23 protein-coding genes are annotated in these 26,320 nt (G+C 39.0%); 2 read left to right on the top strand and 21 right to left on the bottom strand.

Going from position 1 to position 26,320, the window contains the following annotated elements; translation table 11 throughout:
* From ACVAMZ_RS01900 to ACVAMZ_RS01860, 9 genes are all read right to left on the bottom strand, one after another.
* Positions 1–786, bottom strand: a complete 786-nt coding sequence (locus ACVAMZ_RS01900; RefSeq protein WP_461684880.1) for a LicD family protein — start codon at positions 784–786, stop codon at positions 1–3.
* Between the two features lie 4 nt (positions 787–790).
* Positions 791–2,161, bottom strand: a complete 1,371-nt coding sequence (locus tag ACVAMZ_RS01895) for a sugar transferase (RefSeq protein WP_461684879.1) — start codon at positions 2,159–2,161, stop codon at positions 791–793.
* Between the two features lie 15 nt (positions 2,162–2,176).
* On the bottom strand, positions 2,177–2,878 hold the full coding sequence (locus ACVAMZ_RS01890; protein ID WP_461684878.1) for a tyrosine-protein kinase: 702 nt from the start codon (positions 2,876–2,878) through the stop codon (positions 2,177–2,179).
* Between the two features lie 10 nt (positions 2,879–2,888).
* On the bottom strand, positions 2,889–3,581 hold the full coding sequence (locus tag ACVAMZ_RS01885; RefSeq protein ID WP_461684877.1) for a CspC family polysaccharide chain length determinant protein: 693 nt from the start codon (positions 3,579–3,581) through the stop codon (positions 2,889–2,891).
* Between the two features lie 8 nt (positions 3,582–3,589).
* Complete coding sequence (gene cps4B, locus ACVAMZ_RS01880) at positions 3,590–4,321, bottom strand: capsular polysaccharide biosynthesis protein Cps4B (protein WP_461684876.1); 732 nt, start codon at positions 4,319–4,321, stop codon at positions 3,590–3,592.
* 1 nt (position 4,322) lies between these two features.
* Complete coding sequence (gene cpsA / locus ACVAMZ_RS01875) at positions 4,323–5,771, bottom strand: LCP family glycopolymer transferase CpsA (protein ID WP_461684875.1); 1,449 nt, start codon at positions 5,769–5,771, stop codon at positions 4,323–4,325.
* A 195-nt stretch (positions 5,772–5,966) separates the two neighbouring features.
* A complete protein-coding gene (locus ACVAMZ_RS01870) occupies positions 5,967–7,925 on the bottom strand; it encodes a peptide ABC transporter substrate-binding protein (RefSeq protein WP_461684874.1) in 1,959 nt (652 codons plus the stop codon).
* A gap of 161 nt (positions 7,926–8,086) precedes the next feature.
* Complete coding sequence (locus tag ACVAMZ_RS01865; protein WP_461684873.1) at positions 8,087–10,054, bottom strand: peptide ABC transporter substrate-binding protein; 1,968 nt, start codon at positions 10,052–10,054, stop codon at positions 8,087–8,089.
* Between the two features lie 170 nt (positions 10,055–10,224).
* Positions 10,225–11,835 carry a glycoside hydrolase family 13 protein gene (locus ACVAMZ_RS01860; protein WP_461684872.1) on the bottom strand — a complete coding sequence of 537 codons (1,611 nt, stop codon included), beginning with the start codon at positions 11,833–11,835 and terminating at the stop codon, positions 10,225–10,227.
* 149 nt (positions 11,836–11,984) lie between these two features.
* On the opposite strand from ACVAMZ_RS01860, the gene ACVAMZ_RS01855 reads away from it, so the two are divergent.
* On the top strand, positions 11,985–13,469 hold the full coding sequence (locus tag ACVAMZ_RS01855) for a DUF1846 domain-containing protein (RefSeq protein ID WP_178894609.1): 1,485 nt from the start codon (positions 11,985–11,987) through the stop codon (positions 13,467–13,469).
* A gap of 152 nt (positions 13,470–13,621) precedes the next feature.
* Positions 13,622–15,097 carry a M protein trans-acting positive regulator PRD domain-containing protein gene (locus ACVAMZ_RS01850; protein WP_461684871.1) on the top strand — a complete coding sequence of 492 codons (1,476 nt, stop codon included), beginning with the start codon at positions 13,622–13,624 and terminating at the stop codon, positions 15,095–15,097.
* Between the two features lie 32 nt (positions 15,098–15,129).
* On the opposite strand, the gene glmS is transcribed toward ACVAMZ_RS01850, so the two are convergent.
* From glmS to ACVAMZ_RS01790, 12 genes are all read right to left on the bottom strand, one after another.
* Positions 15,130–16,938, bottom strand: coding sequence for a glutamine--fructose-6-phosphate transaminase (isomerizing) (gene glmS / locus ACVAMZ_RS01845; RefSeq protein ID WP_461684870.1), 1,809 nt, complete (start codon positions 16,936–16,938; stop codon positions 15,130–15,132).
* A gap of 249 nt (positions 16,939–17,187) precedes the next feature.
* Complete coding sequence (locus ACVAMZ_RS01840; protein ID WP_461684869.1) at positions 17,188–17,481, bottom strand: DUF5960 family protein; 294 nt, start codon at positions 17,479–17,481, stop codon at positions 17,188–17,190.
* The gene (locus tag ACVAMZ_RS01835; protein WP_461684868.1) at positions 17,474–17,836 is read right to left on the bottom strand and encodes a hypothetical protein; all 363 of its coding nucleotides are present in this window, start codon (positions 17,834–17,836) and stop codon (positions 17,474–17,476) included. Before ACVAMZ_RS01835 ends, ACVAMZ_RS01840 begins: the two co-directional genes overlap by 8 nt.
* Complete coding sequence (locus ACVAMZ_RS01830) at positions 17,833–19,248, bottom strand: Y-family DNA polymerase (protein ID WP_461684867.1); 1,416 nt, start codon at positions 19,246–19,248, stop codon at positions 17,833–17,835. The genes ACVAMZ_RS01835 and ACVAMZ_RS01830 overlap by 4 nt, the downstream gene beginning before the upstream one ends.
* Positions 19,249–19,251: 3 nt before the next feature.
* On the bottom strand, positions 19,252–19,938 hold the full coding sequence (locus ACVAMZ_RS01825) for a helix-turn-helix domain-containing protein (protein ID WP_461684866.1): 687 nt from the start codon (positions 19,936–19,938) through the stop codon (positions 19,252–19,254).
* Between the two features lie 210 nt (positions 19,939–20,148).
* A complete protein-coding gene (locus ACVAMZ_RS01820; protein ID WP_004250888.1) occupies positions 20,149–20,721 on the bottom strand; it encodes a DUF6287 domain-containing protein in 573 nt (190 codons plus the stop codon).
* 192 nt (positions 20,722–20,913) lie between these two features.
* Positions 20,914–21,309, bottom strand: a complete 396-nt coding sequence (locus tag ACVAMZ_RS01815; protein ID WP_461684865.1) for a hypothetical protein — start codon at positions 21,307–21,309, stop codon at positions 20,914–20,916.
* A complete protein-coding gene (locus tag ACVAMZ_RS01810; protein WP_461684864.1) occupies positions 21,306–22,292 on the bottom strand; it encodes a hypothetical protein in 987 nt (328 codons plus the stop codon). Before ACVAMZ_RS01810 ends, ACVAMZ_RS01815 begins: the two co-directional genes overlap by 4 nt.
* Positions 22,293–22,438: 146 nt before the next feature.
* The gene (locus ACVAMZ_RS01805) at positions 22,439–22,834 is read right to left on the bottom strand and encodes a hypothetical protein (RefSeq protein WP_461684863.1); all 396 of its coding nucleotides are present in this window, start codon (positions 22,832–22,834) and stop codon (positions 22,439–22,441) included.
* A 32-nt stretch (positions 22,835–22,866) separates the two neighbouring features.
* Positions 22,867–23,817 carry a hypothetical protein gene (locus tag ACVAMZ_RS01800; protein WP_461684862.1) on the bottom strand — a complete coding sequence of 317 codons (951 nt, stop codon included), beginning with the start codon at positions 23,815–23,817 and terminating at the stop codon, positions 22,867–22,869.
* Positions 23,818–23,819: 2 nt separating this feature from the next.
* Complete coding sequence (locus ACVAMZ_RS01795; protein WP_461684861.1) at positions 23,820–25,925, bottom strand: hypothetical protein; 2,106 nt, start codon at positions 25,923–25,925, stop codon at positions 23,820–23,822.
* A 13-nt stretch (positions 25,926–25,938) separates the two neighbouring features.
* A complete protein-coding gene (locus tag ACVAMZ_RS01790) occupies positions 25,939–26,307 on the bottom strand; it encodes a chemotaxis protein (RefSeq protein WP_254724900.1) in 369 nt (122 codons plus the stop codon).
* Positions 26,308–26,320 lie beyond the last annotated feature (13 nt).

The raw sequence follows: 26,320 nt of genomic DNA, 5'->3' as shown, positions 1-26,320 counted from the left end.
TTAATCTCCCCACGTAGACTCAAAATGACCCTTACGCTCAGCTTCTTTTGGTAGTTGCATGTAATCACCATATATCTTTGTCAAATATTCGTCTGGATTTGCATGACAACTAATTTGTAAGTTTTCAAACTCTAGTAATTGCGGTTCCCCGAAGACTTCTTTTCTTGCGAGTTCTCGCTCGCGGTATGAACCTAAAACATTTCCTACCATAGTGCTAGTCTCGTAATCATATTGTTTAATGATACTTTGTAATTTTTTGTTAATTTTTGAAGTGTTTAAGAGCTTATTTAATTTAAAGAGTTTTGAAATTTTCACAATTGCATTTTCGAACGAACCCCTATCTCTCTCATGCAAACGATCGATGACAGAAATTTTAGACAAGGCACGATAAAGTTTGATTTTATTTGTATGCAACCAGTAGTGAAAACCATCTTCTGGATAACCATCTAAAGGAAAGATATCAATAAAAGGACTACACCATTCGTTCCCAAATTGGATTTGGATTGACGTATCCATAATCGAGGTATTCCCCAGATTATCGTCGTGAAGTCTTAAAATAACACTTTCAGGTAGCTCTTGCTCACAGATTGATAAGAATTTTTCATAATCTTTTCTGGGCATTCCTAAATCCATATCATCATCCCATGGGATAAAACCCTTATGACGAATAGCGCCGAGTAAAGTCCCACCCAAGGCATAATATCGCAAATCATGCCTTTTACAAAGATCGATATAACTTTCTAAAAGGGTTAACTCTCCTAATTGAATCTCTCTCACTTTATTCATAGAATCACTTTGCTCCATCTCTCATCAACACTACTTTTATTGTTTTTAATAAAATTTCGAAATCTTTCCAAATAGTCCAATCATCGATATAGGCTACATCAAGTTTGACAACATCATCAAAATTAGTAATGCCGCTTCGACCGCTAATTTGCCACAGACCAGTAATACCTGGTTTAAAACTCAATCGACGTTTTTGTTCAGGTGTGTATTTTTCGTATTCATCAACCGTTGGAGGTCGAGTTCCTACTAAGCTCATATCGCCAATCAACACATTCCAAAATTGGGGCAATTCATCCAAACTTGTCTTTCGAATAAAGTGTCCAATCTTTGTAACACGAGGGTCATTGTCCATTTTAAACATCCCACCCTGCATAGTATTTTGGTCCATCAATTGCTGCTTGATTTCTTCCGCATCTACCCTCATGGAACGGAATTTATAAAATGTGAAATAGCGACCATTTTTACCAACTCGGGTTTGAGAGAAGATTGCTGGTCCACCATCTTTTCTAATCATTGGAACAAGAACTATACTTACAAGACCAAATATAATTAGTCCTACAATAGCACCAAGAATATCAATGATTCTCTTGGCAATGATATGACTAGGTTTATATAAATTTGTAGAAAAAGTTACTACATTCAAACCAGCCATCTCATGAATTTGTTTGTTTCGACCTAAATTTTTATCAAAAGCATTTAGATTAACTGTAACATCAATCCCCATCGTTTCAAATTGAGAAATAATGCTACCAATATCATAATCTTCACTAGGTAGATTTACAAACACTTCATCTACTACCTCATGGGTTGCATAATTAATGAGATATTCTCGAGGAATAACCGTTACTTTATCATGTTTAAATTCCGGTTTATCTAGTACACTTACAGCGACAAGTTTCCCAAAAACGTCATTTGCATTCAATAAGCGATCAATCACCTTTTCAATTCGAGATGTCGCAGTAATCAAAATAATTTTACGACTTCCTTTTAAATTGTGATTAAACTGCACCCAATATTTTTTGATAACAAAACTCAGGATATAATTAAACACTCCGTACAAAGATAGGAAGTAAATCATACCACGCCTTGAAATAACAAATTGGTCTTTCAGGAAAAAACTAGAAAAACTAATCAGCAATGCAAAAAAGATGATGTATTTTACTATCTCTATCAATTCGACGGATTGACTGCGTTTAAAAAAATCCTTACCGTAGCCACTGATATAGAAAGCTGCAAAATGAAGAAAATACAGAACAAAAACCGTTTTTGCAACAATTTCTGTTTCAGATACAGAGATTAGTATATAAGCTAATATACTGACCAGAATACTCTGTAAAAACGCTAAAGTTACGTTGTAGAAACCCCTTCCTTCCATACTTCCTCCCTAAACTTATTTTTTACCGTAGGCACCGTAATTCCCATATCCGCCATATGTACCGTAAGTACCATATTTTTCAAGTTTAATATTAAATTTATTCAGAATAACTCCTAAGAATGGTGTTCCTGTTTGCTCTAGCTGGTCTTTAGCTTTTTGAACTTCTCTCCGTTTTGTTGCAGAAGCTTCAGTCACCAGGATAGAGGCATCACATTTTTGTACGATAATCGCTGCATCAATGACAACTCCGATAGGGGCTGTATCTACAATGATATAGTCAAAGTATTTGCGCAAGGTCTCAATCATTGCTTCAAATTTTTCACTTTGAAGAAGAGCAGTTGGGTTTGGTGAAACGGCTCCTGATTGAATGACAAACAAGTTTTCTACGTTTGTTTCGCACAAACCGTGGGATAAATCTTTGGTTCCTGACAAGTAGTCTGTCAAACCTGTAATTTTTTCTCTGGATTTGAAGACACCTGACATAACCGAATTACGAATATCGGCATCAATAAGAAGCGTCTTATAGCCTGCACGCGCGAAAGCCCAGGCAATATTGGTTGAAGTTGTCGACTTTCCTTCTCCAGGTCTAACCGAAGAAAGTGCAATCACTTTGAGCCCATCTCCACTCAATTGGATATTAGTACGTAGCGCATTATAATACTCTTCAGCTTTTTTTACAGAGTTTAATCGTTGTTGTGATAATTCTAACTTTGCCATATTTCCCTCTTTACTTTAATTTCTCAAGATTTGGAATAACACCCAAAAGTGAGAGGTGCATCACTTCTTCGATATCTTCTGGACGTTTCACTCGATCATCTAATAATTCGACTAAAAGTACGATAATTACAACAAATCCTACACCTGCTACAGTAGCCATCATTGTGTTTCGACGAATATTTGGTGAAGATGGAGATGTTGCTGGTCTTGCTTCCTCAAGTGTCGTTACATCTGACACTCGCGTTACTGAAATAATCTTCTGAGCCGCTACTTCTCGTAGAGCGTTGGCGATACGACTTGCTTCTTCAGGCTTGCCATCTCGAACTGAAATGGATACGATACGAGTATCTGCAGGAACTGTTACTGAAACTTTTTTCCCAAGAGTTTTTGCATCAATGGTTAAACTTTGATCAGCTACTACTTTTTCAAGTACATCCTGAGAGAGGATGATTTCACGGTAGTCTTTTACCAGGTAAGCACCCGCCTGCAAATCTTGGTTAGTCAATCCCGGCTTATCTGCCTGGTTACGATTGACGACATAGATACGGGTAGTACTGGTATACTGAGGCTTGATCACAAATGAGCTATAAGCAAACGCTACTAAACCTGCTACTAATGCAGCCACCAGGATAACAAATTTTCGTTTCCATAGTACTTTTACTAATTGCAGTACATCAATTTCAATTTTGTCTTGTTCTTTCATAATTTCTCCTAAATTAGTTGGTCATTTATAATGTTTGATGGGTTTGTTTCAAAAAGCTCACGAGCTTTTCCTGCTCCGTATTTTTTAGCAATGAGCTCATAAGCTTCTTTCATATAAGGCGGACGATTATCCAAATTGTGCATATCGCTAGCCACTACATGTACTAAATCCTTGTCCAAGAAATACCTAGCACGCTTTTTCATAAATTTGTAGGTGTCACCAAATAGTCGTGGCTTTAATACACTCGAACTATTAATCTGCATATAGCAGCCCATATTGATGAGCTCCCTTACTTTTTTCTCATCATTTTCCAAGGTGTGATAGCGCTCAATGTGAGCAACCACAGGTGTAATCCCTAACATGAGAACTTTGGATAAAGCGCTATGAATGTCTCTGTAGGGCGTATTCATACTAAACTCAATCAAAGCAAAGCGTGTGTCATTAATCCGTGGAATTAAAGCTTTTTCTAATTTTTCTAAAGCATCGCTAGAAAAATAAATCTCAGCTCCGTACACGATATTCAAATCCGGTGCGATTTCTTGAGCCAACTGTTTAACTTCACTAAAATTAGCTGCAATTTTGTCTTCTGGTGTTTCAAACATCCCTTTTCTACGATGAGAGGTGGAAACAATGGTTCGAACACCTTGTGCGTAAGCTTCCTCTAGGAGAGCCTTGCTCTCAGCTCTATTTTTAGGTCCATCGTCAACATCGAAAACAATATGTGAATGAATATCAATCATCTTATTTTCCTTCCATGGTAGCCTTAATGGCTGCTTTAACAGTTTCCAAGCTTGTTGGGTCGATTTCTAACATGTAAAGATTGCTATCAGGCATGGCGTAAGACGGAAGACCCATACGTCCAGTCCCTTTCAAATCTTGATTGGTGACGGTATATTTCCCACCGCTTGCCAACTGAGTATTGACAAGACTAACCATTGTTTCTGGTGGCATATTGGTCTGGATTGAATCCTGCAAACCTTGAATGATACTGTCATAGTTTTTCAAGGATTCTGCCGTGGTTAATTTCTGGATAATCGCCGCAATGACTTTTTGTTGGTTACGACCACGATCACCGTCACCATTGGCAAGCGAATAGCGTTCACGAACAAATCCCAAAGCTTGCTCAGAATCCAAATGAACATTTCCGACTGGGAAATGGTATTGCCCATGACGCGATGTGAATTCTTGATCATTATAGACATCAACACCTCCAAGAAGGTCAATCAGCTTCAAGAAAGAGGTGAAATTAAGTCGAGCATAGTAGTTCAAGTCGATACCGTAAAGATTTTCTAAGGTATGGATAGAAGCATCTACGCCATAGATACCCGCATGCGTCAACTTATCATTTTGGTTATTCCCGCCATCCGCGATAGGAACGTAGGCATCTCGTGGAGTTGTCGTCAAGAGAATCTTCTTGGTATCTTGATTTACGGTCATGATGATATTGACATCTGAGCGCGAAACAGAACTGATAGGACCATAGGTATCAATCCCACTGATGTAGACATTGAAAGAATTTCCTGTAGCAACCTTAGGTGCTTCCACTTTCTTTGTCAAATCCTTAGTATAGATTTTCTTAATCTTTTTAGCATGGTCAGGATATTCCTGTTCAATCAGATTCTCAAAAACGCTGTTTAAGACAATTGCTTTGGCTTCTCCATCTAACAAACTCTTATAGGATGCTAGGTAAGAAGATGCTTCCTCAACTGTCAATTCCTTGCTTTGAGTTGTTTTAATGTCATCTATCAATTTTTGAATATTCTCAGCATCTGTTCCAGTAGGAGCTGTTACACTGGATAATTGAGAAACGTTATTAATCTCACTGTCTGCAAGTACTGCCACACTCATAGAGTAACTTGAATAATTTGACGTTGCATTGAATTGATTGGCGAGTCCTATAAATCGATTTACAGCTACCAAAGCTACCGAGCCGAATAAGACTGAGAGCAATAGCACTATCAAAGTGAAAATCTTGGCTTTGCGCTTGACTATCAACAAGAGGGATAATAAAGCTACGAGCACTAAAACCACTGCCAAGATAATATTAAAATAACTGACCGCTAAAATCTGATATTTAAAAATCAAAAACAATAAAAAAGAAGCTAGAACAGCATAGATTAGCAACAAACCTACATTTAAACTCTGCTGAAACTTACTAGATTTACCTTTTTTAATGCGTCTACTTTTCATGAAATACCTCTTCTAAACATTTTAAGTTAATTATATCATAAATTGTCTCTCAAGGCTATCCATACTAGTTAAGGAAGTGCTTACTTATCGGAAAGTATTTTCGTTGCTTATGTTTATTATTGTTTTTGATGCCTTTTGTGTTTCCAAAATACAACTATAATAAAAAATAGAGCTATTTAAAAGCTCTATTTTTTATTATTTAACGTGACTTTCGAATTCTTTTTGACTCTTTTCGACAGAATTTTTACGTTCTTGTTCCCATTTGGCTTTAGCTTCGTCAAATTGAGCAGTTGTTACCACATCGGTTTGCAATTTCATGTACTTGTAGTTACTTCCAGTACCTTTGATTCCGACAAGTGAGTAAGCTCGTGTAAATGGTGTCACACGTGTTACTGAAGCTCCACCACCGTTTGAATTTACAGGGAGCAATAGCGAACTATCAATCAGCCAAGCTTGTGCGTCTGCATAATTTTCATAACGTTTGGCTACGTCTGTATTTTCTGCATCTGCCGCTTTCAATTTTTGAGTATATTGGTCCAATCCGATACTTGTAATCTTATCAGTATCCTTGCTTGGATCAAGTCCTAAAATCTTGAGATAGAATCCATCCTCAGCGTTGAAAGGATTAAGATAAGTCGATGGATCTTGGTAGTCTGCAGACCAACCATCCAAGTTCAAGTCATAGTCATGATCAGCTATGGTTGGCGCTTGGAATGTCGCATTGGCATAGTCTTCTGTTGAAATTTGAACGACATCAATCACTACATTTTCTGCCCCAAGAGTTGATTCGACAGATTGTTTCAGCGAATGAATCTTTGGAAGCAAGGTTTTGTTAACTTGGTCTACAGGCAAGTCCAAATGAATCGGGAAGGTTACACCTTGTGCTTCTAGTTCTTTTTTAGCCTCTGAAAACTGAGCTTGTGCTTTTTCTTTATTGAAATAGCCGTCTTGAGCGTCTTCAAGATTCATATTTGACCACTGTGTACCGTAGTTTACCAACTTAGATGAAACTGTCTCACCGAAAGTCTTGTCACCTACTTGCACGAATGTTGGTGGCACAAGTGTGTTACGAAGAGTGTTTTTAGCCGCTTCTTCTCCATTAGACTGAGCCGAATAGGCTGTACGGTCAATGGCAAAGTTGATTGCTTGACGGAAATTTTTATTTAAAATTGCAGCTTGAGTAGCTTGTTTTTGCTCATCGCTAGTCTTAGCTGTATGATTGTATGTTTGGCGATTAACGTTAAAATTATAGTACCAAGAAGTCGCATCCTGCAAGCTATAGACGATGTTGTCCTTGTATTTTTCCTTAGTCTTAGCGAAGTTTGAACTATTTGGGTAAACACCAGCAGACGAGTAGGCTCCGCTTTCGAAATTACGGATTGTCATATCTTGGTCAGAACCATCAACATAAGCCAACTTAACTCTTTCAATCGTCACTTTTTCTTGGTCATAGTAATGAGGGTTCTTCATGTACTCAAGTGATGATTTTGATGTGAAATCTTTTAACAAATAAGGACCACTGTAGAGAATGCTGTCTGGTTTCAATTCCCCAAATTCTTTACCTTTAGAAGTCAAGAACTCTTCATTGACTGGAAAGAGGATACTATTAGTTGTTTTAGAGTTCCAGAATGGTTCTGGACGTGTCAAAGTGTATTGGACAGTGTAATCATCTACAGCTTTCACACCAACATTTGAAAAGTCAGCATTTGCGCCTGTCACATAATCATCTAATCCCTTGATTGAGTTCTGAATCAAATCGAGAGCTTGACTCTTATTATCAGCTGCATACTTGATACCTGTGACGAAATCTTGTGCTTTAATTGGGGCGTATTCTTCCCCGTCAGCAGTGAACCATTTTGCATCTTGACGAAGTTTATAAGTGTAAGTCAAACCATCCTTTGAAACACTCCAATCTTCTGCAAGAGCAGGAATGAGATTTCCATAATTGTCATTTTCAAGCAACCCATCTACCAAGTTGGTAATAACATTAGTATTGTCACCAGAGTAGTCCAACAGGTAGTTGAAGGTTGTCGGGTCGGCACCAAATGTTGACGAGTAGGTTTTAACATCTGATGCTGACTTCCCACACGCTGTCAATAAGACCGCCGCGGCAAGCGTCAGCCCCGCTCCAATCAGTCGTTTTTTGAGTTTCATGATTCATTTTCTCCTTAAATGTTAGGTTTTATGACATAAGTCTATTTTATCAAATTTCACCCTAAAAGTAAAGTTATTTAATTATTTGCCCTCTCGTCAGTATATGAAAAAAAGAAAGAAATCCCGCATAAAATCAAGATTTCTTTCATCGTTGTTTAAGATTATTTAACGTGGTTCGCTAACTCTTTTTGATATTTAGCGTTTGTTTCAAGTTTCTCTTTTTGCCATTTCTTGAGAGCTTCTTCGTATTCTTTAGTGGTTACAATATCATTTTGCAACTCTAGACCTTTAAATACAAACGGATCTCCCTTGATACCAACTTGAGAGTAGGCTTTCGAGAATGGTACTGTACGACTAACTGTAGGAGAACCTCCTGAAGATGCTACAGGAATGAGAAGTGAACTATCAGATACCCAAGCCTGTGCTTTAGCATATTTTTCATAGCGTTTGTTAAGGTCTGTTGTTTCTGATGCTGCATCATCCAAGAGTTTCTTGTACTCATCAAGTCCAACTTGAGCCATGACTTCTGGATCTTTACCTTTTGTGATACCCAAGTGTTTAAGGGCAGAACCCTTCTTAGCATCCAAGATATTTAGATAGGTAGCTGGATCTTGATAGTCTGGTCCCCAACCAGTTCCATTCAAGTCATAGTCTTTTTGAGAAGGAACCTTGGCTTGAGATGTAATACTCATTTTCTCATTATCTGTCATTTGAAGCACATCGATGACAACATTTTCAGTTCCAAGCGCTGCTTCGACAGATTGTTTGAGGGAGTTGGTTTGTTGAACAGCAATGACATCTGTCTGTTCAACTGGAATATCCAAATGGATTGGGAAGGTTACGCCCTTGGCTTGCAATTCTGACTTGGCTTTTTCAAAGGCAGCTTTTGCTTTTGTTGGATTGTAAATAGTGTCTTTACCATCTGTCAAAGCCACATCTTTCCACTGGTCTCCGTATGTTACCAGTTGTTCTTGAGCCAATTCACCGAAGGTCTTTTCACCAACCTGAACATAGTCATAAGGTACAAGACTGGTACGGATAATCTTGTCCGCTCCTTCTTCACCATTCATCTGAGCAGAGTAAGAATGACGGTCAAGAGCAAAGTTGATTGCCTGGCGGAAGTTTTTATTGAGAAGGGCTTCTTTAGTAGAAGTCTTTTGCGCTTCATCTGTCTTTGCTGTTTTATTGTAAGACTGACGATTCACGTTGAAAGTAAAGTAATAGCTGGTCGCTTCTTGCGGACTATAGACAATCTTATCCCCGTATTCTTGCTTAGTTGAATCAAAGTTTGAACTTGTTGGGAAGAGACGAGCTGTTGTATAAGCTCCTGATGAGAAACTACGAATCAATGATTCTTGGTCAGATCCATCGTAGAAAGTCAATTTGACGTGGTCAATCTTAACATTGTCTTTATCCCAATAATTTGGATTTTTTTCGTACTCGATCACTGATTTTGAAGTGAAGTTCTTCAAAATATATGGTCCATTATAGAGAATACCTGAAGGTGTTGCTGCACCATAATCTTTACCTTGAGAATTCAGGAATTCTTCATTAACTGGGAGCATAGTCGCTGTTGTCACCTTAGAATTCCAGAAACTTTCTGGCTTGTTCAAGGTATACTCAACTGTATAATCGTCCACTGCTTTGACACCGACTGTCGAGAAGTCATTTGTCTCACCGCTAACATACTCTGCCAAACCTTTGATAGAGTCTTGGATAAGTGTTAAGCCATCTGATTTACCATCTGCAGCATGCTTCAAGCCAGTCACAAAGTCTTGGGCCTTGACTTCAGCGTACTCTTCTCCTTCAGAAGTATACCATTTGACACCTTTACGTAGCTTGTAAGTATAAGTCAAGCCGTCTTGTGAGACTGACCAATCTTCAGCAAGCGACGGAATCAAGTTCCCGTATTTGTCATTTTCCAAAAGTCCGTCAACCAAGTTGGCGATGACGTCTGATGTTGAACTTTTACTAGTAATGCTATAGTCCAATGTTGTCGGATCGATGGCATATACGTATGAAAATGTTGTCGGAGCATCTGCTTTTTTCTCAGTCTTGCCACAAGCTGCCAAAAGAAGAGCTGCGCTCATCGTTATCCCTGCTATTGCAAGCCACTTTTTCGATTTCATCGGTATTCTCCTTTAAAATACTATTTTTCACCATTATACCCTATTTTTATATAAAAGCAAGGGTTTTCATGGAATTTTTTAGAAAATTCAAACTAATATTTTTTAAAGAAATTTCTACACTTATTTTAGAAAAAACTCAAGCATCTTAGATACTTGAGTTTTTTTTAGGTCTAATGAGCTAATTCGACACAGAAAGCATCCCAAGGAGCCAAGAGTTGTTTCTCTAAAGCATCTTCTACTGAGGTATTTTCAATCAAGATAGACTTGACTGGCTCTTCTACTGTAAACTCTTGCTGCTGGTTGGATAAATTGGCTACCACTAGGAAACGACGGTCTCCTTCTTTACGGATATAGGCAAAGACTTTCTCAGCTGTTTCTAGCAACTCAAAGTCAGCTTGAACCAACCAGCTATTTCCCTTGCGTAGCTGAACTAGTTTTTGGTAGGTATAGAAGATAGAATCTGGATTTGCTAAAGCCTCTTCTACATTAATCTTCGCATAGTTTGGATTGACTGATAGCCAAGGTTTTGCACTTGAAAAACCAGCATAATCTGTCGTGTCCCACTGCATTGGGGTACGCGCATTGTCACGTCCAATCACACGAATGCTATCCATAATTTGCTCTAGCGGTACACCTTGTTCTAGCACTTCTTTGGCATAGTTGATAGATTCAATATCTTCTACTTGCTCCAAGCTTTCAAATGGGAAATTGGTCATACCGATTTCTTCACCTTGATAGATATAGGGCGTCCCTCTCATCAAGTGAAGTAAAATCGCAAAAGCCTTAGCTGATTTCTCACGGTATTTGTCTTCGTCGCCCCAGATAGAGACGATTCGTGGAAGGTCATGGTTGTTCCAGAAGAGGGAATTCCAACCATCTTCAACCCCCAATTCTGTCTGCCACTTGTTGAAAATCTCTTTTAATTTCCCTACATTTAACTCTTTTTGGTAATGCCACTTAGGTTGTCCTTCTTGATACTGAAGACAGATATGTTCAAACTGGAAGACCATAGATAACTCTTGACCTTCTGGATTTGAATAACGCTTGGCCTCTTCTGGATTTGCTCCCCAGGCTTCACCAACAGTCAACAAATCTTTGTCGCCAAAGGTTGCCTTGTTCATCTCCTTGAGATAGGGATGGAGCATGGGACCATTGTTGACAACCTTCTGGTCAGGTATCTTCCCAATCATGTCAATAACGTCCATACGGAATCCACCAATCCCTTTATCAATCCAGAAATTCATCATCTCATAGATTTTATGACGGAGCTCTTCGTTTTCCCAGTTGAGATCTGGTTGTTTCTTACTGAAAAAGTGCAGATAATATTGACCAGACTTTTCATCGTATTCCCAAGCAGAACCACTAAAAGTAGAGGTTAAATCATTGGGTTTATCTCGCCAAATATAGTAGTCACGTTCGGGACTTTGAGGATTTTCACGCGCTTCGATAAACCAGGCATGCTCGTCTGAGGTATGATTGACAACCAAGTCCATGATGATTCGAATATCTCGTTTTTTGGCTTCAGCGATCAGCTGGTCCATGTCTTCCATGGTTCCAAAGATAGAAGCGATGTCTTGATAATTTGAAATATCGTAACCATTATCATCCATAGGACTATCATAGACAGGCGAAAGCCAAATTGCTGTGATCCCAAGCTTAGCTAAATAGTCTAACTTGCTAGTTATTCCGGGTAAATCACCAAACCCATCTCCATTACTATCCTTGAAACTTTTTGGATAAACTTGATAGACAACTGCATTATGCCACCATTTTTCTTGCATCTTTTCACCTCTTTTAACTTAACTTTACTCCATCATAGACTTTTTTTATGATTTGTGCAAGCGTTTGCTCTATCTTTTTTCTTACTTTTATTACTCTGTAGTTTCTTATCTTTTATTTTTTTTATATAATAGAAAACAGAGGTAAAAAAATGAAAAAACAAGCTTTTAGTTCTGAAAAATATCTAAACTTACAACGCGACCATATTTTGGAGCGTATTCATCAATTTGACGGCAAACTATACTTGGAGTTTGGGGGCAAGATGTTGGAAGATTTCCACGCCGCCCGTGTCCTTCCTGGATATGAGCCGGATAACAAAATCAAACTCTTGCAAGAGTTGAAAGAACAAGTCGAGGTTGTCATTGCCATTAACGCTAGCAATATCGAGCACTCAAAAGCTCGTGGTGACTTGGGTATCTCTTACGACCAAGAAGTGCTTCGTTTGATTGATAAATTTAACGAACTTGGTATCTTTGTTGGCTCTGTGGTTATTACCCAATATGCTGGTCAACCTGCAGCTGATGCCTTCCGTAATCAATTAGAAAAAAATGGGATTGACTCGTATCTCCACTACCCAATCAAGGGATATCCGACAGATATGGATCATATCATCTCTCCTGAAGGTATGGGGAAAAATGACTATATCAAAACTAGTCGCAATTTAATTGTCGTGACTGCTCCTGGACCTGGTTCAGGTAAGTTGGCAACTTGTATGTCTAACATGTACCACGACCAACTGAATGGCATCAAATCTGGTTATGCTAAGTTTGAAACCTTCCCAGTTTGGAATCTCCCTCTCCATCATCCGGTTAACTTAGCCTATGAAGCTGCTACGGCAGACCTTGACGATGTCAATATGATTGACCCATTCCATCTCCAAACTTATGGAGAAACTACAGTCAACTACAATCGTGATATCGAAATTTTCCCTGTTCTTAAGCGTATGCTCGAACGTATCTTGGGTGAATCTCCTTATGCATCTCCAACTGACATGGGTGTAAATATGGTTGGTTTTGCAATCACTGATAACGATGCTGCAATTGAAGCATCAAAACAAGAGATTATCCGTCGCTACTACCAAACAGTTCTCGACTTTAAAGCCGAAAAAGTTGCTGAGTCTGCTGTCAAGAAAATCGAACTTCTCATGAATGATCTCGGCATCACACCAGCTGACCGTAAGGTAGCTGTTGCTGCTCGACAAAAAGCTGAAGAAACAGATGGACCCGCTCTAGCACTTGAGTTACCTTCTGGTGAAATTGTCACTGGTAAGAACTCGGAACTCTTTGGTCCAACAGCTGCTGCTGTGATCAATGCAATCAAAAAGTCAGCTAACATCGATGCCGAAACAAAATTAATTGAACCAGAAGTGGTGAAACCAATCCAAGGTTTGAAAATTAATCACTTAGGTAGTCGCAATCCACGTCTTCATTCTAATGAGATTCTCATCGCTCTTGCAATTACAGCTATGCAGAATCCTGATGCAGACCGTGCTATGAAAGAACTCGGAAATCTCAAAGGTAGCGAAGCTCATTCTACGATCATCTTAACGGACGAAGATAAGAATGTTCTCCGTAAATTGGGAATTAACGTAACCTTTGATCCCTACTACCAATACGACCGTTTATATCGTAAGTAGATTGAAAACTAGTAAGAACTTCTTATCAAGTATCACCCCTCTTCGATAGATTTCGAATCTCTCTTAAGGGGTGACTTTATTTTATGATTCTGACGATTTCCGACTATCTTCTTTTCTAATTATTCTAACATTACTTCGGGAGTTTATTAAAAATGAGAGAATTACTCAGTCAAAAAGAGCAAAGGCAATTAAAGATTTTAGAATATTTGTTTGAAAATCCTGACTGGATTTACCTAGATGATTTATCTAAAACCATTGGACACAATGCTCGCATCATTAAAAGTGATATCAAAGAATTACGTGAAATCTTTCCTGATTTTGATATTCGACACTCAACTGCGGGGATAATGATGGTGAATACGAAAAATAATGGCATTGAGCGAATTTACCAATATTTTTTACAGACGTCTGAATATTTTCAAATTTTAAAAGCATTTTTCCTTTTGGACAGCCCCTTTACCTATGAGCATCTTGCTGAATCTTTGGATATTTCCCTTCCTTCCTTGCGAAAGAAAATTGCGGATATCAATAAGACACTTGATGGAACTTACCGCTTTAAGCTCAAGGTAACCCCAATATCTATCATTGGAGATGAAAAAGATATTCGATTTTTCTTCTCCCAATTTTTCCACGAAGCTTATAATTTTCTGGACTGGCCCTTTGAGGAGGTTAAGGAAGAGAATATTAATGATTTTGTTTCTTTCTTCATCAATTTGGCGAAATTCCCTGCAAAATATCAAAATCTTTACCAAATCCGAACACAGGCTACAGTCGATTTGCACCGAATGAAGAGAGGATATTTCGTTCAGTTATCCGAACAAAACATTTCCTGGTTAAATCCTATTTTCGACCAACTACCCGATTTTCAGCATCAGTTACAAGAATTGGCCCAAGGACTTAACATTGATATCAATCCGGAAAATCTCTATCAAATCTTCAGTCCATTTGCTGAACCTAGCCTCTTCTTCACAGTCGAAGACTTTCTAGCTGCTCGTCAATCTGACGAAAAAGTTAATTTGTCCTATCATGCTGCACGAGACATTCTGGACAACTTGACTCGAAGATTTGGTGTTCAATTTTCAAATACGGATACCTTGATTTGGAATCTGCATAACACTGCCTTGCTTGAGCGAAGAGAAATCAACTCCGAATCGATCATTTCACAAAATAAAGACTATACACTTGGAAAGATTAAAAAATTCTTCCCTAATTTTTATGAAGCAACCGTCTTTGAAATGATGCGCTATAAGAATATTATGGGACAAAAGGAGAAGATACCTGCTCTTTCTCACCTAATCTACACCCTATTTACCCACGCAGAGGGGCTTACAGATCAATTATTTGAACATAAAAAGAAAGTCAAAGTCTTAGTTCTCAGTGAGTATGACTTTGCTCATCCAGAATTCTTGATATCTCTATACGAATTCCATACTGCAAATAACATCCAGTATGAAACTTGGGATAAAGAAACCCTAAATATCGAAGAAATTAGGCAAAGTGACTATGACGCTATTATCACTAATTTTGATATTAAAGAAATTAATAATAAGCGAATCATGAACATTAGCCGACTATCTATTCTGCAAGTTGTCAACGAACTCAATAAGATTTCCATGCAAGATTTATAATAAAAAAAGTCTAGTTAAACTAGACTTTTTTGTTATTCTACCGTTACAGACTTAGCAAGGTTACGTGGTTTGTCCACATCGAGTCCACGGTGTAGGGTTGCAAAGTAAGCGACTAATTGCGTTGGTACGACCATTGAGATTGGTGAGAGGTAAGGGTGTACGGTCGTAAGAACGATATCGTCTGTATCTTTGGCAACATTTTCTTCTGCGATGGTGAGGACCTTAGCACCACGCGCTGCCACTTCTTGGATATTTCCACGAGTGTGGTTGGCTAGAACTGGGTCTGACAAGAGGGCCAAAACAGGTGTCCCCTCTTCAATCAAGGCAATGGTTCCATGCTTGAGTTCTCCAGCCGCAAAACCTTCACATTGGATGTAAGAAATCTCTTTGAGTTTGAGACTAGCTTCCATAGCCACATAGTAATCTTGACCACGTCCGATGTAAAAGGCGTTGCGTGTTGTTTCAAGAAGGTCACGAACCTTAGCGTCAATCAATTCTTTCTCGGAAAGGGTTGATTCGATAGATTGAGCCACGATAGACAACTCATGAACCAAATCGAAAGCTTTGGCTTTTTCATTGCCATTTGCTTCACCAACCGCTTTTGCAAGGAAGGCAAGGGCTGCGATTTGGGCTGTATAAGCCTTGGTTGATGCTACGGCAATTTCAGGACCTGCATGAAGCAACATAGTATGGTTAGCTTCACGTGACAGCGTTGATCCTGGCACGTTTGTCACTGTCAAGCTTGGAATCCCCATTTCATTGGACTTAACCAAAACCTGACGGCTATCCGCTGTTTCACCAGATTGACTGATAAAGATGAAGAGTGGTTTCTGGCTGAGAAGTGGCATACCGTACCCCCACTCTGAGGAGATACCCAGTTCAACCGGCGTATCCGTCAATTCTTCTAGCATCTTTTTAGAAGCAAATCCTGCATGGTAAGAAGTTCCAGCTGCAAGAATGTAGATGCGGTCCGCGTCTTGAACAGCCTTTATAATAGCTGGATCTACGACAACTTGACCAGCCTCATCTGTGTAGGCTTGGATGAGCTTACGCATAACTGTTGGTTGCTCATCGATTTCCTTGAGCATGTAGTAAGGATAAGTCCCCTTACCGATATCAGATAAGTCAAGCTCAGCTGTATAGCTAGCACGCTCACGGCTATTCCCATCATAATCTTGAACTTCGACACTATCAGCTTTCACAATTACTAATTCTTGGTCATGGATTTCCATGTATTGGTTAGTTTCACGAATCATGGCCATGGCGTCTGAGCAGACCATGTTGTAGCCTTCTCCAAGACCAATCAAGAGAGGTGATTTGTTCTTGGCAACATAGATGACATCTGGATTTTCAGAGTCGATCAAAGCAAAGGCATAAGAACCACGGATGATGTGAAGAGCTTTTTTGAAGGCTTCAAGAACTGACAAGCCATCTTCTTCCGTAAATTTTCCAATCAAGTGAACGGCGATTTCTGTATCTGTTTGTCCCTTGAAGTGGTGACCCGCAAGGTATTCTTCCTTGATTTCAAGGTAGTTTTCAATCACCCCGTTGTGCACCAAGACAAAACGTCCTGTCTCAGAGCGGTGCGGGTGAGCATTGTCCTCTGTTGGCTTCCCGTGAGTGGCCCAACGAGTATGTCCGATACCAGTTGTCCCCTCAACGCCTGCTGTCTTGGCAGACAATTCTGCAATACGACCAACAGCCTTGACCAGATGGCTTTCAGCACCACCTAGAACAAAAATTCCAGCCGAATCATAACCACGGTATTCGAGTTTTTCAAGTCCTTGAATCAAAATATCAGTTGCATTTGAGTTTCCAACAACACCAACAATTCCACACATAGTATATACGACACAGACAAGCTGTGCTTTCTCCTTATCGAAATTGGTATAGTCTGATTTTCTGTTTTTAGAATCAGTGAAAACAGTATATACTTGTTTCTTTTACTTGTCAAGAATAAAAATTGGTATAGTTCAATTGTTTTTAAACAGCAAACAAAAAACCATTCAAGAAATAGCTCTTGAACGGCTAGGAATGATAGTTGTTTGTATTGTTATTGTTGCAACAACATATATCTAAGACAAGAATCTTTACTGATGATTTCGCACAAATCCAAGATAAGCATAAGTCCGAGTTCGTGGACAATCTTTTTCCATCTTCACTCTAAAATAAAATCGATGTTCCCTTCCGTCCTTGGCATTTTCCTTGTTTAAGACAAAGTAGTCCTTTTGGTTAATGGCCATGGTTCGTAGGATATCATCAATCAAGAAAGTCAAGGGTACATTCATGGCAGAGTATTTTTGAAAGTCTTCCTCAAAACGAATGTAGTCATCTGAAAAATAATCCATCTGCAATTTGTTTTCATATAACTCTTTTCTAGTCATCAACTTCCTCCTGACAAAGTTGGATTGTGAGAATATCATCTACCCTGATTAATCGATAGCCTTCATCCGTGCTAATAGAGATTTCTTGAGGAGATAATTCTCTTACTTCACCCAATATCGTGCTTTTATGATTTTTCTCCTTGACCACAAAAGAGCCTTTTAGGCGTCCAACGTAGAGCTGGGAAAGTAGCAACAACTTCTCGACTGGATTCAAATCTGTTGATAAATCGACACGATTTTTTTCTGCACTGAGCGAGGTCGTATGCTCCGATAGAAAAAAGCCCATCCACTTCTGCATGCCTGGATCTTGATAGTCCCTCGCGGATTGGAAGGGCAAATAAGAACGATCAATCATTTCAATCCATCTAATCCTCCAGCAGAGTGCCCTCCGATGAGCTTACTTCTGGCAATACTTCTCGATGCATCCTCTAAGGCAGTCGCCTTCAAAAGGGAAGTAAAGCCGAATTGTTCTCGAATGGAATCAATGGCAGTCTGGAGCCTTTCTTCTTTTTCTACTTTATCAACATCATCAAAAAGGGAAATCAACGCAAAGGATTCATCCAAAAAACCTGAATAACTAACGGCAACACTCCTGACAGCCCCAGAAGTATATTTGCTATGGAATAATTGCAGGACATGCCCGACCAAAATACTGGTGTTATTGGTTGGCTCCACCTTCATCTGGGTATGGATGGAGCGTTTTTGTTCCTGCTTAGAAAAGCCAAGATGGATAGACACCACTGTCGTCTTTTTTCTGGCCCGCCGAAGCCTGACAGCCACCTGTTCAGCCATCTCTCGAAGGATAATTTCGATGTCTCGCTGCTTGACATAATCTCTCGGTAAAATTTGCGAATTGCCCAAGCCGTGAGATTTGGCTTTATAGGGCTTATGAACATTACTCTCATCAATTCCATTGGCATGAAACCACAAGCGTAGTCCAGCTTGACCAAGCTCCTTCTTCAGGACATCAGGATTGCTATTGGCTAATTCCTTAATTGAATAAATCCCCAAACTATTCAAGCGCTTCTCCATCCGATGCCCAATCCCCCAAAAGTCGGTCATCTTTGGAATAGACCAGACCTTGTCTTCCACATCCTGGTAAGACCAATTGGCTCGCATGGTCGGTGTGTGCTTGGCTTCATTATCCAAGGCCAACTTAGCAAGCAGAGGATTAGCATTCGACATACCGACTGTCGAGTAAATCCCGGTCTGCCGCCAGATATCTCTCTGGATACGAGCCGAAAGCATATCTAGCTTATCTTTGCGAGAAATCTGCTGATCCGGAACAAAATAATTGAGCGAACTGGTTAGGTCAATAAATCCTTCATCAATCGAATAAGGATAAATATCATCTGGACTGCCGTAATTCTGGAAAATGCGCTGAATTTCCATGTTGACTGCGATATACTTATCCATCCGAGGAGGGACAATGACGGTCACCCGAGCCCAATCTTCGATAAATTTCACATAGTCCGGATCTGTCCGTAAGCCTTGTTTCTTGGCATTATAGTAGGAAAATTTACGCGTCTTGATATCGAAGGGGAGGTCATAGGCACGGCCTACATTTGCTTTCCCAAAAACCTTTTTAAACATAGGCGAGGAGGCAAGAATAAGCCCAACAGAATTATCCGCCCGACTCATAACACAAAGGGAGGTTTTAAGGGGATGGAGTCCTCTTTCCACACACTCAACACTGGCATAAAAGGACTTCATATCGACAAAGGCAATATCACTTTTGGGCTCTCTGGAATAATCAAAGTAGCCCATAGACTATCCCTCCATGGGTACAAAGTTACCTACGATAATGCCCACAATCCGCGGATCTTCTTCGTAAGAAATGAGGATATCCTTGTATTTAGGATTGATAGAGACCAGACGCAAGCCATCCTCTTCTCGATAGACTCGTTTGATATAGGTCTGGTTATTGCAAACCACTGCATAAACTGCTCCGTCGTAATCAAATCCGGTCTCTCGAATCAGAGCCACGGAACCATTTTGATATTTGGGCTCCATAGAATCCCCTGATACCCAGGAAGCAAAATCATGAGCCAGTTCTTCATTGAAATAAACCGTATCAAAGTTACGATCATCATAAACCGAAGCACCGATACCAGCCGACATGCGTTCATAAACATGATACTCGAAAAGTTTTTCTGGCATACCCGTCACCTTCTTGGCTTGTTCTTCTTGAGCCAGATCGCGAGCATAGACCACCACCTTCTCTTTCCCTTGATTAGAGAGGCTATTATAGAGACGGACAATTTCGATTTGGGTAAAATAGCCTTTTGGTACTTTTAAAAGATCTTCTAACTGAGCAACCTTTTCTTCGGAAGGCTCCTTGACTCCACGCTCCCAAGCCGAATAAGCCTGAAAACTAATCCCAAGTCGCTCTGCAATCTCTTTTTGTGTTAGCTTTAGCTCTTTTCTCCGAGCCTTGAGTTTTTCTGGTTGGTACATGACTTACCTCCTAGCGTGATGTTTTCATCATAGGTTGACTCTATTTTCAAAATTCAACCATTTTGGTTTAGTTTTATTATATAAAAAAAGTAGACGAATGTCTAGTGGAAAAATCCAACTTTAAACCCTGTTTACTTCACCTTCATAAAATGATCATGACTCACAAATAAAAAAGAAAACCATCTCAAATTTGATGAGATGGTTAATCATTTAGTCTACTTTATAAAAAACTTGTTCTGATCTGGTTGGAGCTGCTTGACCAGCAATAAGCCTATTTTTAGTTAAATCAGTATCTAACCCATCCATAATAAGTCCAGCAGGATAAATACTCATTCCATAGCCTGAGATACCATCTCTAATGCTGAATTCAATCGTTCCATGGCTACCCATTCTCTTTTTTTCAATGTTTCCACTGTTTACTAGTCCATTTTTATCGAATGTAAACTCTTGCCCAAGTCCATTTCTCCATGTTCCAACTAGAGTCGAGAAATCTCCATTTAGAATGGCTTGCTCATCTATTTTTTGTGATTTAGCATTCGTTTGCTCTTCTTGTGTCGAGAGTTTTTCCTCAGTAGTCGTAACACTATCTTGGGTAGTCGTTAAACTAGTGGTTGTCGAACTAGTCGTAGCCGTACTAGTAGTAGAAACCTGTTCCGTTGTGGCATTCACTACTTCTGCATCTTGCTTCTTATGATTAAAGAAGAACACAAAACTTATCAGTACTATAGCACTTAAGCAACTAAACAGAATCAAAATCCAATTGATGCCTTTTCCTATTTTCATTTATAACTCCTTTAAATTATTCGTATTTAATTATATCATACTAAATTCATACTAGGAAGAATTTGTATAAGACAAAGACTATTGGTGTGAATTTTACCCTAAAAATACACAAATTGAGCTAGATTTTACCAAAAAGTTCACACCATTAATAAAAGAAACCCACCTGAAATAAATTTAGGTGAGTTCCTATAATTATGGAAAATCTTTATATTGATTCTCTGCGATATCAGCCATTTTTCTTCGATGGTGGCGTTCCTTGGAATCTTTTCCGCCTTGGATATAGCGCTCTCTACGTTCTGCTCGTGACTCAGGAGCTTTCGTATACATATTCTGACCGATGGACTGAGCCATACTCGCGTCTGCGCTTCGAAAGGCCTCACCAACCGCCCCAAGATACTCATCTAAGGAACTAATCGTCTCCACCATTTCCTTAGAGAGTTTCTTAATACCATCTGTCGCAGCTCCTATTTTTTCCGTCGCACTTGAAGAAATGAGGTCCGAAACGTTATGTTCTAACTCGCCACTCATATCTTTAAATGCACCATTCACTCGGCTGAGATTATCCGGATTAATTTTCTTATTACTCACTCTTTATCACTCCCGTCTGGTCTATAATAGTCTATATTTCGAAGGGCAGGATGTTGCTCCAACCAGGCATTTGCCTCTTGGCTGTTATGAATCTGAACATCTGAGGCTTCCCCATCATCATTACGTCCATAAACGGTTAGAAGGTCTTCTCCCTTAGGGGCGAACCAGTGTAACACGGTGTCAAAGCACTCATCCGGTGTAACCTTATCTGGACGGACATAAAGCGACCAATTCTGATTGATGAGTTTATCTTCGATGTCTGGATAAAGACTGTAGAGGTTGATGTTAGGGTCTGGGACCTGCCCTTCAGACCTAGTTGTGACAATCTCATTCAAAGGACCAATATAACCCTTAGAGTCTAGAACCTTATCGTAGTTTGTTATTCTTGCGGTAGCGATTATATCAGAGTTCCTTCCAAACTTTGTATCTTTTGGAAAATCCACTACTTCTTCCGTCTCCACATTGAGATAGACTGTTCTGATTACCCAATTTTCTTCATCCGTTAAATCTATAATTTTCAACCCAAAGTAGTGAGTGTCCTCAACGTAATAGGAGTCAATCAGTCTTGTAGGAACGCTTTTCTGATTGTAGCTTCGCACTGCCTGAAAAAGGTCAATCTTTCGTTCAGGCAATCCCTCCTCGTCTAAATTATATAGGACTAAATTCCAATACTCTCCCTCCATCTGAAGATGAGGTGTTTCATGTATCTTCCCTTCTTCCTTCACTATAAAAGTCTTGTACTCATCTGTGATCGCATATGTTTTACTGACAAAGAAACTACCTTTATTTCTAGACGCAAGGACATATTGGTTCTTATCTCCAAATAGTTGAAAATCTGATTTTTCCCTGGCAGTTCGCATTAAATACTCTAGCTCTTTGGGTTTCTGACTTTGCTTCAAGAGAAGAAAGAAACAAGATCCCGTTATGACTAAGAGGCTTAAAACTCCCAGAATGATTAGTATTCTTTTCCTATATTTTTTCATAATGATTCTCCTAAGTATTTCCTAATACGTTTTAATCCTTAATACGTTTTAATCCTTAATCCATTATACCATATGAGTAATACCGTGAGAAGAAGAGAAATACAAAAGAAACCCACCTGAACATAAATTCAGGTGAGTTCCTATAATTATGGAAAATCTTTGTATTGATTCTCTGCGATATCAGCCATTTTTCTTCGATGGTGGCGTTCCTTGGAATCTTTTCCTCCTTGGATATAGCGCTCTCTACGTTCTGCTCGTGACTCAGGAGCTTTCGTATACATATTCTGACCGATGGACTGAGCCATACTCGCATCTGCGCTTTTAAAAGCCTCGCCAACCGCCCCAAGATACTCATCTAAGGAACTAATCGTCTCCACCATTTCCTTAGAGAGTTTCTTAATACCATCGGTCGCAGCTTGAAGCTTTTCCGTGGCACTTGAAGAAATGAGATCCGAAACGTTATGTTCTAACTCTCCACTCATATCCTTAAATGCACCATTCACCCGGCTGAGATTATCTGGATTAATTTTCTTATTACTCATTCAATTTCACTCCATCATTTCTAACAACCTTCTTATATTTTCCGAAGGACTGGATGTTGTTCCAACCAGGCATTCGCCTCTTGGCTGTTATGTATCTGAACATCTGAGGCTTTCCCATCATCATTACGTCCATAAACAGTGAGGATATCTTCCCCTTTTGGGGCGAACCAATGAAGAAGGGTGTCAAACCACTCATCCGGAGTAACCTTATCTGTACGGACATAAAGTGACCAATTCTGGTTGATGAGTTTATCTTGTATATCTGGATAAAGGCTATAGAGGTTGATATTAGGGTCTGGGATGCTCCCTTCATAATTATCTGCAAGTATCTCATTTGAAGGAGGAAAATAACCCTTAGAATCCAAGACTTTATCAAAATTTGTCGCTCTTTCCGTATCAATAATATGAGAGTCCATTCCAAACTTGGTATCTTTTGGAAGTTCAACCACTTCTTCCGTCTCCACATTGAGATAGGCATATTTATAAATTGGATTTTCTTCATCCGATAAATCTACAATTTCTAACCCAAAGTAGTGAGTGTCCTCAACGTAATAGGAGTCGAGCAGATTTCTAGGAATGCTTTTCTGATTGTAGTTTCGCACTGCCTGATACAGGTCTATCTTTCGCTCTGGCAATCCCTTCTCGTCTAAATTATATAGGACTAAATTCCAATACTCTCCCTCCCTCTGGTGATGAGGAATGTTAATTTTATCCTCTTCTAAAAAGAACTTATATTCATCAGTGATCGCATATTTTTTACTGACAAAGAAACTCCCTTTGTTTGTAGGTGCAAGAACATATTGATTCTTATCTCCAAATAGTTGAAAGTCTGATTTTCCCATAGCAGTTCTCATTCTATACTCTTTTTCTTTTTGGGGTTGACCGGGCTTTAAGAAAAGTAAGAAACAAGAGCCCGTTACGACTAGAAAAAGAAGAAGGAGTGACCAGATGACCTTCCGATTCTTAAATACTTGTTTGTTCACTATTAGTTCCCTCCTATTCCAACTAAATGATTGAAATAAAGATCCTCATTCTTACCATAATCATCATAATTAAAATTATAATCTTTAATATTTTGTGTTACATTTTCAAATTCTCTCAATCCTTTGACGAGCTTTTCTCCCCCCAGTTGCACAGGAGAAATGCTACCGTCTCCACTGAAAAGAGATTTCACTTCCTCTGTATAGTCCCCTGATGGTTCAATCGCATTCAATTTTTTTTCTAGAATTTCTAAATCATTAACTGCTCCTTTTATATCACCTGGGTTTTCCTTTAAAATCTTACGGAAATAATAACCTTTCATCCCATTCTGCTGGAGGTCTGCCATCCGAAGATTGGCCTCGAAGTCATAACGAGTTTGACCAGAAATATGCTTATAGCGATTTCCTTCTTTTATGGCGGTACCACCAACATCCATTTCTTGACTCAAAAGAGCTTTATCAGTTTTTTCCAACTCTTCTTGAATCTTTTGAGCTTTTTCAAAATGTTCAATGACGCCACCAACAACATGCGAACCAGCATTTTTTAGAGCCTTATATTTTTTGAAATCAGTTTCACTCAGTGCCTTTGTACCATTTTTAGCTACATCAGCAAGTAGATTTTTATCCTCTTTGGTTGTCGCTGCTGCTTCTACCATATCCCAAAAGAAACCTGTAACTGGATTCATAGATACAATGTTCTTAGTTGTATTATAAGCCGATTCCACCCATAAGCGCTCTTTTTGTGCTTTAAGTTTTTCCATTGTATCTAAATTACCAATCTGACTCTTCTCCTTATAACTACTTACACTAATCGTTTCAGAGCCGTCCTTATGGTCTATTCCTATAACTGTAAAGGTATATTCACCATCAGTCTTCGAAGAGGCAAAACTTCCTGCTTTAATATTTCGTGTAATCGTCGCTGTATAGTCACCAGTCTTCCCATTTTCTTGGGCGACATCTTTAACTGTTATGGTATCCTTTCCAATTTTTTCAGTATTCATATACGTTAAAATATTATTTAGACGACCATAGCGAACGGAGCTTTCCTTTAATGCTTTTAAGCGTTCTTTAACCCCTTCTTCGTTATTTAACCATTCTTGATACTCTTCACTATTGTAGTTTTTTGGCATAGGCTTTCTCAACGATTGCCCCTTGGCATTAATACCATCTACAATAGTATCAATACTAGATGATAATTTCGCTGTATAGACTTGAACCTCTTTCACATCTCGATTAGAAAGAACCTCAAAGAATGCCCCTAAGCCATCAACTTCACCTTTATCAGCAGCTTTTTCTAGACGACTAGCAACTAGCATCGTTGTTGGGATACTAGCTTTATCTACTTTCGCCCTAGCTAATTTTTCAAAAAAGTCTTGTTTTGTCTTATATCTAGATTCAGAAATTAAAACCTTTATGATTTCAACATCATCAGAGGTATAAGCCGCATCAAGATAATTGACATTATCCTGTCTTAAGTCACCTCGTTGGATAGCATCCAAAATATTTAAAGCTGGAATAGAAGTTATTGCCTTAGCATTTTGAGTCATCGTTGTTAAAGCTTCAAAGCGCTCTCCTGAATTAGTAACAGCTTTCTCTAAAGTTTCATGAGTAGTTTTAATTCCCTCATGTGTTTCCTTTCTAAGCTTCACTTCTTCTAAAATCAAGTTTTCAACTGTGGGATCAAAATTAGAAATCGTGGCATCCCCTTCTCCCAATACATCAACGGCTTGCTGGAGTGTTTGTATCACTTTACTTTTCACTCCATTAATCTCATCACGTTGTTGACCTTCCAAAGAGTTCGTTAAAGTTGTTATTGATTCATCATCTGTATAAGCTAAGGTAGAAAAACCCAGACCTTTCAATTCTCCCGTAAAGGTGAAAACTTGTTGACCATAGGTCATGATATCTTTAGGAGCATCTTTAAATACCGTTGTTTGTATCTTATTCAACTTCTCAAAGAATGCATTAATGGCCTCTGCCTTTTCACCTTCAAGGCTAGTATTAAACTCTCGGACTGTATCACTCGCCGCTTCGTCAAAACGACCGCCAAAAGTATGAATACTAGTTCCATAGCTGTTTAAACCAGCTATATTTTTCACTTGTATCGACATCTACCTATCCTTTCTAGTTGCCATTTAAAGCCATATTTAAGGCATACCGGGCATTTGATTCTGCCAACTGAGCACTTTGTAAATTTGATTCTGCTTCCGAAATCTTACTATCCAGCAAAGACAAAATCTCATTCTTTTTTTCAGACAGCATTTTCTCTAATTTGTCCAAATCTTGTCGTTCTTGTTTTTCTTCATCATCATACTTCTCACCAGCAATATAAGATGACAATGACGAGACTGTCCAGATATCTGTAGACTGCTTTTGAACATTATTACGTTCTGCTTCTAATTCTGCTTTCCTACTAGCCGCTTGGCTTGTTACTGACGTAGCGCTATACAAGGCATTGGTCAACGCTATAATAGTTTCAATATCTTTAGCCATAGCTATCCTCCTT

This window comes from Streptococcus sp. KHUD_017 (assembly GCF_054861245.1).
This window is presented reverse-complemented; position numbering and strand designations above follow the sequence as displayed.